Raw genomic sequence first — 9,241 nt, forward strand, 5'->3', positions numbered from 1 at the left:
TTTAATTAATAATTATGGTGATGGTTTAAAATTACATCTGTTAATTTCTACTACTGATAATTAGTTATACTTACTTATATTTAATCCGCTGTTTTCCTGCCACTCTGCATAGAATACTTCTTTATATTCCTTAATCTTCTTTTTTGATAATTGCTTTTTAAGCCATTGTTCATTATGTCCCGCTTCTTTAAGATTATCTTTGATCAATTTCCCATCCATAATAAGAGCGAAGGACAAGTTAACTTGCTGTTTAGGAATCTTTAGATCTTGATTTGTAGGGGCTCCATACGGATGTTTCGGTGCTACGCTGATTTGTCCGTCTCGCTCTAAAATAACATACTCCGCCTCAAAAACTGAAAAATAACCTTCCCTTCTCATTAAGTGTTGAAGTTGATTTAAATCAATATGTGTTTTCTTTAAATTTCGATAAAGAATTTCTCCTTTATTGACTAATATCGTAGGAGTCCCTTCAAGTATTGATCTAAGGAAGGAGGACTTTTGCGTTAATAGTTCTACAAAATAAATGAGGGCTCCCCAAATGGTAATACTAAATATAATTTCTTTTAATCCTGTTTTCTCATTAAATATTGCATCTCCAACAAGATTCCCCATAACCAATCCCGTAATAAAATCAAAAGGTGTTATTTGGGAAAATTGAATTTTTCCCACAAGTTTTAAAATGAGAAGAAGGAAGAAAAAGCCTACGATTAATTCCAAAGCAATATCTTTATACATAAAAACTCTCCTATAAATAACCTGATATGTTTTTTGGATGCCTCTTTATATTGTGATCAATTTCCAAATATTATTACATAAAATCGCAGTGAGTCAGGATGTCTATATAGCTTTATTGATAAAAGGGGCATGAATTAGAAAAATCTACAGAGGAAAATTAATCCAATCTAGAGTATAATAAAATTTCGGACTTTTATTTTCAAGGAGAACCTATCTATGAATCAAACGTTTACTCTAAAGGAAAAAATAAAGCAAATTATTATCTTGATAATTCCAATTTTAATCACCCAGCTTGGGATGTTTTCAATGGTGTTTTTTAATACGATTATGTCAGGGAAGTACAATTCGACCGCTTTAGCAGGTGTAGCCATTGGGTCCTCGATTTGGAGTCCCATTTTTACTGGGATTAGCGGGATTCTTTTGGCTGTTTCACCAATCGCCGCCCAGCGCTTTGGTGAAAAAAAGAGCAATGAAGTGGCTTCTGTGGTAAAGAATGGAATGTTTCTCTCTGTATCAATTGCACTGGTAGTAATCCTGTTCGGTTTCTTTTTACTTGACCCGCTGCTTGATAAAATGAACCTGGATGCTGGTGTTCAAGAAACAGCCTACCATTATTTAATTGGACTTAGTATTGGGATTCTTCCGCTCTTTATTTTTAATGTGTTGCGATCCTTTATTTATGCACTAGGGAAAACTAGGGTTATCATGATCATCATGCTCTTGTCGCTGCCAGTTAACTTCTTTTTGAATTATGTACTCATTTTGGGGAACTTAGGATTTCCGGAACTTGGGGGTGCCGGCGCAGGGTATGCCACGTCGATTACCTATTGGGGGATTATGGGGATGACAATCTTCATTGTTAAAACCCAAGAACCTTTCTCATCCTACCCAATTTTCACTAATTTCACAGAATTTTCATGGAGTAGATGTAAGGAAATATTAAAGATTGGTGTGCCAATGGGACTGTCAACCTTTTTTGAAACCAGTATGTTTGCAGTTGTTACCATTTTATTAAGTAAGTTTAGTGTCACGACGATTGCTGCTTATCAATCAGCGTTAAACATCGTTTCCTTTTTATACATGATTCCAATCAGTATCTCAACGGCACAAACGGTTCTTGTCGGGTATGAGGTAGGAGCGCGACGCTATAAGGATGCGAAACAATACAGCTGGTTAGGGGTTTATCTCGCCGTCTTAATTGCCTTAGGAACTGGATTACTGGTTGTCATTTTTCGCTATCAAGTGGCCGGGTTATATTCGAATGAAACGGCCGTTATCAATTTAACCGCCAACTTTTTAATTTTCGCGCTGTTTTTCCAAATTTGTGATGCGATTCAGGCAACTGCACAAGCAGCCTTAAGAGGATACAAGGATGTGAACCTTGCTTTTATTATGACGCTAATCGCCTACTGGCTGATCTGTCTTCCAGCAGGATATCTGCTCGCCCATTACACAAACTTGGGCGCTAGAGGTTATTGGATTGGATTAACCATAGGCCTCCTTGCCGCTGGAATCGCACTCTCCATCCGTCTCATCTACATCCAAAAGCGGAAATTCGTCAGTAGAGCGGTATAGTTCGTCTTTTTTGGGTGTCAGGTACCACTTTTTCTTGAAAAATAAGACGCCATTCTTCATAGAATGGCGTCTTTGAAAATATTAATATAGTTTTTTTAGGTTAAATAGTTTAGAGAATAAAGTTTGGTTTTTATCAGTGACTTTTAATTCTTCCATGATTAGTTTTTCTTGATTGGTTTGAATCCATTTCTGTAATTCCTGTTTATCTTTACAAAGCGTATAATATGTTTCCCCACCCTTACCAAGTGCGTTGACAACATATCTACAAGTGTTCGCCATAATGTCCACCTTTAAAATTAATTATTGTATCTATAAGGATTATAACAGGCTATAAAAAATAGTCCATCATTATTTTTCATCAAAATCTTCTAATCTTTTTCTACAGGATGGTTCTGGTTAAAGGTAATTCCGATTGGAAAGACATATAGTAACACATAAATAATTTTTCTGACCCGTATCTTTTCAAGGGCCTCGAAACGTTTATAGAGTAGAGAGTGCAAAGGAGTGAAAACATGTCACAAAAATTAAGTGAGGATCAATTAGTAAGAGCAGAGCAAGAAAACAGCTTTGAAAATGATTTTTGGAGTGAAAATTATCCCAAGCTGCGCAACTATTGTCACTTTCTTACCAGGAATAGCTGGGATGGAGATGATATCGCTCAGGAAACCTATATGAAGGCCTTAAAATACAGCCAACATCAGCAAAAAATGACCACTGCATTGTTAAATAAGATTGCCTATCATCATTGGGTCGACCTGGTTCGGAGACGAAAAAAGGAAGTCTTGGAATCAAATCTCGAAATTGCGGACCAAGTTCCAACCTATCCATTTAAAAAAACACAGGATTCGGTGGAATTCCTTCTAAACAATTTTACCCCAAACCAAGCGATCATCTTTTTGTTAAAAGAAGGATTTCAGTACCAGTTGAAGGAAATCGCCGCGATATTAAATTCAACCGAAATGGCGGTCAAGGCCAACCTTCATCGTGCGAAAAAACGTCTAGAAAAAGCAAATGATGCTTCTTCTGTTGAATGGTGTTGGAATGAGGAAGAAAGAGAGCAGCTGTCCAGCCAATTTTATGAAGCATTAAATAATCATGACCCGTCGCTCCTCATCGACGCCATTTCTAAACGAGCAGTAATGAGTGTCGTACCTATGGGCGTTTCGGGTAAATTAGGTAAATTATCAACCAATCCAAAATACTCTCCTTCAAGCACTCTCTGTATGGCTGCTTAGCCAAATTGCTTTCAAGGAGGGATTGGAATGAGTACCATTCCATATGTAATTGAACAATCGAATCGGGGAGAACGGTCCTATGATATTTACTCCAGATTATTAAAGGACAGAATTATCATCATTGGTGAGGAGATCAATGAACACACGGCCAATAGTGTCGTTGCCCAGTTATTATTTTTAGCAGCAGACGCGCCAGATAAAGAAATTTCGCTCTATATCAATAGCCCGGGAGGATTGACGACAGCGGGATTTGCGATATTTGATACGATGCAATACATTAAACCAGATGTCCGAACGATTTGCACCGGGATGGCCGCATCCTTTGGGGCCATGCTACTCCTGGCTGGGAAAAAAGGAAAACGTTACGCACTGCCAAATAGTGAGATTATGATTCATCAGCCTTTAGGCGGCGCAAAAGGGCAGGCAACGGAAATTGAAATTTCGGCACGAAGAATCTTAAAGTTACGGGAGCATATTAATAAAATTATCTCGGAACGGACGGGTCAGCCGCTTGAAAAGGTCGCAAAAGATACGGATCGGGATTACTTCATGAGTGCTGAAGAAGCGAAAGAATACGGAATCATTGATGAGATTCTATACCCAAAATGATGCTTACCAAGCATCTAAAGGAACACACGACTCATTCCAGATAGGAATCGTGTGTTTTTTTGTTGTATTATCAATATAGGACTTTTTCAAAAGTTACTTGCCATTATCGAACTAAAGGTGATAACAATGGATGAACTGCTTAGTAAATGTTGGCTAATAAAAAATGCTTTTCATATAGATGTACATGCTGTGGATGAACAATTTCAAACAATCTTGCACATATCTGATGATAGTGAACCCCTCATTTTAGTGGAGGCCCGCAAGCAGATGTATGTCGATCTTCAAAAAGCCTTAGAACAGGCAGATAATCGTAGTTTTTGCTTATATACAGACTCCTTTCAACTATCGTATATGGCAGTGCCCGTTCATAAGAATGAACAGTTTCAAGGAATGGTTTTGGTTGGACCGTTCTTAAATGAGCGAGTCACTGACCAGTTTATTTGGAAGGTAATAAAGGATAATCAACTTGAAAGTACTTGGCTAAAACCATTGGATAAGTTTTACAAATCTTTAGCCTATTTAGGACAAACACCCTTAGCTACTGGTGAGGTGTTAGTCAATCTACTAGTGAATCCGCGTCTAGAAACCCAATTCATTACGACGAAAAACCGCAGGAATGATTACCCTGTTGAACTGCAGCCACAAGACTATGATCAGAACGGTTTGGAAGTGAAGCTAAGGTATGAGGCAGAGAAGAAATTTTTACATTTTATTGAAGCAGGAGATAAAGAAAATGCAATGAAAGCATTGATTGACTTTACAGGTGATTTTTCCTATCGAGTTCCAGGGAATCCTTTGCGAGCCAAAAAAAATCTAAGTTTTTCAAGTAATACGATGAACCGGTTAGCTGCTGCTAGGGGAGGGGTTGAACCTCAATATTTACATATGATTTCGGAAAAATTTGCCCTTAAGATCGAGTCAGCGGTAACAATGGCTGAATTAGATACCTTAAATTTCAATATGGTAGAAGAATATTGTGATGCGGTGAAGGATTTTTCTGTAAAAGGGTACAGTTCAGTTATTAAAAAAGCGTTAATGTACATAAATCTTCATTTTCAAGAACCCATTAATGTGCAAATGATAGCAACTGACCTTGGATTTAATCGAATCTATCTCGCGAAGAAGTTTAAAAAAGAAGTACAGATGAGTATGATTGATTACATTCAAAAAAAGCGGATTAAAGAGGCAATGTTTCTTCTTGATCAAGGGCTCTTATCCATTACGGATATTGGAATACAAGTGGGTTTTAGTGGCTATAATTACTTTTGTAAAATATTTAAAGAGGTAACTGGAATGACGGCTACGGAGTATAAAGGCAGCAGGTAAACTTTAAAGTAAAAATTTTTCAATAAGTGCACATTTTTATACATTAGGTAACAATAATGGGTGTGGGAGCGGATTCAAGTTGCTATGATGAATCTGTACTAAAAATAGTGACAATCTAATGAATGGGTCAACCAAGTTTAGGAGGCAACATACCGTGAACCAGCCAAATTTAGAAGTTAGAGTTAAAAATATCATTGAAGTGGATGGATTAAAATTTAAAGATTTGAATAATAGTGGGAAGCTAGAACCATATAAGGATTGGCGGTTAAGTCCGAAGGAACGTGCCGAGAACCTAGTTTCATTAATGAATATTGATGAAAAGGTCGGTATGATGCTGATTAATACACGTCAAATGGGACTTACTCAAAAAGATAAGAGCAAGACAAGCCATGATGGTGTACTAGATGAAGGAATTGTTGAAAAGGGTGAAACTATTTTTGCTTTGGCAAATGTATACGGCACCACGCATACAATTGAAAACATGCATTTGCGCCACTTTATCCTAAGAGACAACTGGAGCCCCGCTCAAATGGCAGAGTGGGTGAATACCATGAATGAAGTTTGCGAGGGAACACGTCTTGGTATTCCGTGCTTAATTGCTTCGAATTCAAGGAATGAAAACACAGAATTCATTTTTGGTATGAATGATGCAGCAGGGATTTTTTCGACATGGCCAGGAACATTGGGGCTTGCCGCAGCCGCAAAAGGTGATATCAAAAATGGAGGCGATGCCTCACTTTTTAGCCAATTTGCAGAGATTGCACATGATGAGTGGGATGCTGTTGGGTTAAGAAAAGGGTATATGTACATGGCGGATACAGTTACGGATCCAAGATGGCAGCGGATTTATGGTACATTCGGAGAAGACCCTGAATTTATCTCGGATGCCATCGGCCGCATTATTGACGGATTTCAAGGAAAAACCCTTGGTAAGCATAGTATCGCAATGACGACAAAGCATTTCCCTGGCGGAGGACCAAGGGAAAATGGATTTGATCCCCATTATGAAGAGGGGAAATGGAATCTATACCCAACTCCAGGCAGCTTAGAAAAGTATCACCTGCCGCCATTTCGGGCAGCTGTAGAACATGGGACATCATCGATGATGCCCTATTATTCGATTCCTAGTATTGAGAAAAGTGCGGTACAAGAATTCGAAGGGGAGACTATTCCTTTTGAAGAGGTTGGTTTTACCTTTAATGAATATTTTTTAAATACGATTCTTAGAGGAAAATTAGGGTTCAAAGGGTATATCAATAGCGACAGCGGTGTCACAAGTAAAATGAGCTGGGGCGTTGAAACCTTAAGCGAGGCGGAACGTTTTGCTAAAGCGGTTAATGCGGGGACAGATCTTATTTCTGACACGAATGATATTGAAAACCTTAAAACAGCGATCGAAAAGGGCTGGATTAGTGAAGAGCGAATAAATGAAGCGAATGTACGACTGCTAACTGAAATGTTTGCTTTAGGTTTGTTTGATGAACGCACTTATGTTTCGCCAGAAAAAGCTGCTGCTGTGGTTAGTAACCAAGCGAACTGGGATGCTGCCTATGAAGCTCATAAGAAATCGGTCACGGTTCTTAAAAATAGTAACCAAACCTTACCTTTAACAGGAAATAAGGTTGGTCATAAAAAGGTGTATGTTGAAGTCTTCCACAAGGAACCAGAGCGGGCAACTGCATATACGGAAAAGGCAAGACAGGAATGTCTAAAGCTTGGACAATTTACATTGACAGAGAACCATGAAGAGGCTGATATTGCTATTTTGTTCTTAAGTCCAAAATCTGGAGCATATTTCAATGCAACTCCAGGACTGCTAGAACTTGAAATCTGTGAAAATAAGACAGAAACAGCTTTGGATGGGTCTACCTATCAAGAAACTACTTTAAGTGGAATGGACCATTTAAAGGAAGTGGTCGACAGTGTCCATGTCCGCGGTGGAAAAGTCATTATTAGTGTAAATGTTATTTTGCCATGGATCCTTGGAAATGTGGAACCATTAGCGGATGTCTTAATCGCTGGTTATGATACCTACTTTAAAGCACAGTATGAGGTAATCGCAGGCAACAGCCATCCAGTAGGTGTATTACCATTGACATTGCCAGCGAGTGAAGCGGTCATTGCAGTGAACGGAAATGGTGATTGTGTTTCGAGAAATGACGTACCGGGTTATGATAAGGACAAGTATATGCCGGAAGGACTTCAATATGCTTATAAGGACAGCGATGGCAATGTCTATAAACTTGGTCATGGATTGACATTTTAATTTAACGTACAAAGAGCCCTTTTTCTTGGTGAATTAGGGTTTTTTTTTATACGTATATACCATGCTTATCACCAGGAACATGTTGATAAAGAAAGCAAAAATACTAGTTCTTCAATAAAAATGTTAATGACGTTTATACTAAAATAGCAAAAATAAAATCTATTGGGAATTATCAGAAGGGTGTTTGACTAAGCTGAAAACAACAATTGATAACCAAATAGAAGGATGGAGGAGGCTTTTCAGGGAATGGATACAAAATCGATGATTATCGACATCACGACAACTCTTTTCCAACAAAAAGGATATATGGATGTAGGATTAACTGAAATTTTAAATACATGCAAGATTTCAAAGGGTTCGCTTTATCATCATTTTCCGAGTGGAAAAGAAAGTTACTTATCGCATCGCATGTCTTCAGTCAATGAGTGAAGTTATTACGAAGGATATTGAAGCTTTTTTCGTAAGATATCCAACAGCAAAAGATGCTACAATCGCTATGATTGAATTATTAATTGGAAAGTTTGAAACCGAAGGTACGATTGCTGGATATACCTTTAGTAGTATTGTCAGTGAAATGGATGTACTTAGCGAACCAGTCCGAGCTGCATGTACGGAACTTTACATGAAGATGCAAGACATTTATTCCAATAAGTTAGAATTAGAGGGTTTTTCGAAGGATGCTGCCCATTCTCTTGCGCTCATGATGGCTGCTTCGATCGAAGGTGGAATCATGCTTTGCCTGACCCAAAAATCTAGCCATCCTCTAAAAGTAATTTCATATGAATTATCGAAAATATTAGTGGTGAAATAATTTGATCAAGGCGTATAAATAAAAGGAGTTGATTACCTGCCAATTGGTAGATAATTAACTCCTTTTCGGTTTTAGCATAACTGTGCCCAAATAGTAGACCGATCTTCAACGGTACTTTCAATAATAGAATAGGCAGCATTGGTAATAGCTTGTGAGAGAGTCTTGCCCGTTCCACGGATGTCATTAAAGCATGCCTCATGTTCTCCATTTACTTTAAAGGTATAGCCGTAATCCGTTAATCTATCAACAATGATCATGGCGTGGTCAATGTTTTTCTCCGGTTGAAAGTCAGACTCATGAATGAAAGTGGCATTTTCGTAATCATACCATCGATCCCATCTATTCAACTTCCAACCTAATATTCTCCGTGCAATTGAATCCGTTTTGTTCATATCCATTACCCCTTTTCCGATTTTTTAGATGTTTCAAGATTAATCTGAGTGGTGCATTACTGTTATGTAACAGTGCGGTTATAATGTTTATATTGTATAACACAGAACGTCGGATGACTACTGTTTTTTGAATTTTTTTAAAATATTTTCAAAAGGGGAAAGTGTTGACCTACATATCCATACTAATTTTTATTGAATGATGAAACGAGGTGAAATATTCACCTCGTCATTTGTACGTTAAATGATAATTACTTTTCTCTATATGGATACATTTGGTGCCATTGCTGCCATG

General features: G+C 38.0%; 10 protein-coding genes. 7 read left to right on the forward strand and 3 right to left on the reverse strand.

Features of this window, described 5'->3' with window-relative positions:
* Positions 1 to 60: 60 nt before the first annotated feature.
* A complete protein-coding gene (locus V7121_RS02875; RefSeq protein ID WP_335545627.1) occupies positions 61 to 735 on the reverse strand; it encodes a DUF421 domain-containing protein in 675 nt (224 codons plus the stop codon).
* 216 nt (positions 736 to 951) lie between these two features.
* Between V7121_RS02875 and V7121_RS02880 the strand changes: the two genes are divergently transcribed.
* Complete coding sequence (locus V7121_RS02880; protein WP_335499292.1) at positions 952 to 2,310, forward strand: MATE family efflux transporter; 1,359 nt, start codon at positions 952 to 954, stop codon at positions 2,308 to 2,310.
* 81 nt (positions 2,311 to 2,391) lie between these two features.
* Here the strand turns inward: V7121_RS02880 and V7121_RS02885 are convergent, their stop codons facing one another.
* Entirely contained in the window at positions 2,392 to 2,589 is a 198-nt protein-coding gene (locus V7121_RS02885) for a hypothetical protein (RefSeq protein WP_335499290.1), read from the reverse strand.
* Between the two features lie 233 nt (positions 2,590 to 2,822).
* On the opposite strand from V7121_RS02885, the gene V7121_RS02890 reads away from it, so the two are divergent.
* From V7121_RS02890 to V7121_RS02915, 6 genes are all read left to right on the forward strand, one after another.
* Complete coding sequence (locus V7121_RS02890; protein ID WP_335499285.1) at positions 2,823 to 3,545, forward strand: sigma-70 family RNA polymerase sigma factor; 723 nt, start codon at positions 2,823 to 2,825, stop codon at positions 3,543 to 3,545.
* A 27-nt stretch (positions 3,546 to 3,572) separates the two neighbouring features.
* On the forward strand, positions 3,573 to 4,154 hold the full coding sequence (clpP, locus tag V7121_RS02895) for an ATP-dependent Clp endopeptidase proteolytic subunit ClpP (RefSeq protein WP_335499283.1): 582 nt from the start codon (positions 3,573 to 3,575) through the stop codon (positions 4,152 to 4,154).
* 126 nt (positions 4,155 to 4,280) lie between these two features.
* Entirely contained in the window at positions 4,281 to 5,480 is a 1,200-nt protein-coding gene (locus V7121_RS02900; protein ID WP_335545628.1) for an AraC family transcriptional regulator, read from the forward strand.
* 154 nt (positions 5,481 to 5,634) lie between these two features.
* Positions 5,635 to 7,746: a glycoside hydrolase family 3 protein gene (locus V7121_RS02905; RefSeq protein WP_335545630.1), complete on the forward strand. Its 2,112-nt coding sequence runs from the start codon at positions 5,635 to 5,637 to the stop codon at positions 7,744 to 7,746.
* A gap of 246 nt (positions 7,747 to 7,992) precedes the next feature.
* On the forward strand, positions 7,993 to 8,175 hold the full coding sequence (locus tag V7121_RS02910) for a TetR/AcrR family transcriptional regulator (RefSeq protein ID WP_335499277.1): 183 nt from the start codon (positions 7,993 to 7,995) through the stop codon (positions 8,173 to 8,175).
* Positions 8,168 to 8,557, forward strand: coding sequence for an LmrA/YxaF family transcription factor (locus V7121_RS02915; protein ID WP_335499275.1), 390 nt, complete (start codon positions 8,168 to 8,170; stop codon positions 8,555 to 8,557). The genes V7121_RS02910 and V7121_RS02915 overlap by 8 nt, the downstream gene beginning before the upstream one ends.
* Positions 8,558 to 8,628: 71 nt before the next feature.
* On the opposite strand, the gene V7121_RS02920 is transcribed toward V7121_RS02915, so the two are convergent.
* Complete coding sequence (locus V7121_RS02920) at positions 8,629 to 8,949, reverse strand: BC1872 family protein (RefSeq protein ID WP_335499273.1); 321 nt, start codon at positions 8,947 to 8,949, stop codon at positions 8,629 to 8,631.
* Between the last annotated feature and the right edge of the window lie 292 nt (positions 8,950 to 9,241).

This window comes from Neobacillus drentensis (genome assembly GCF_036962125.1).
GTDB classification, from domain to species: domain Bacteria; phylum Bacillota; class Bacilli; order Bacillales; family Cytobacillaceae; genus Neobacillus; species Neobacillus drentensis_B.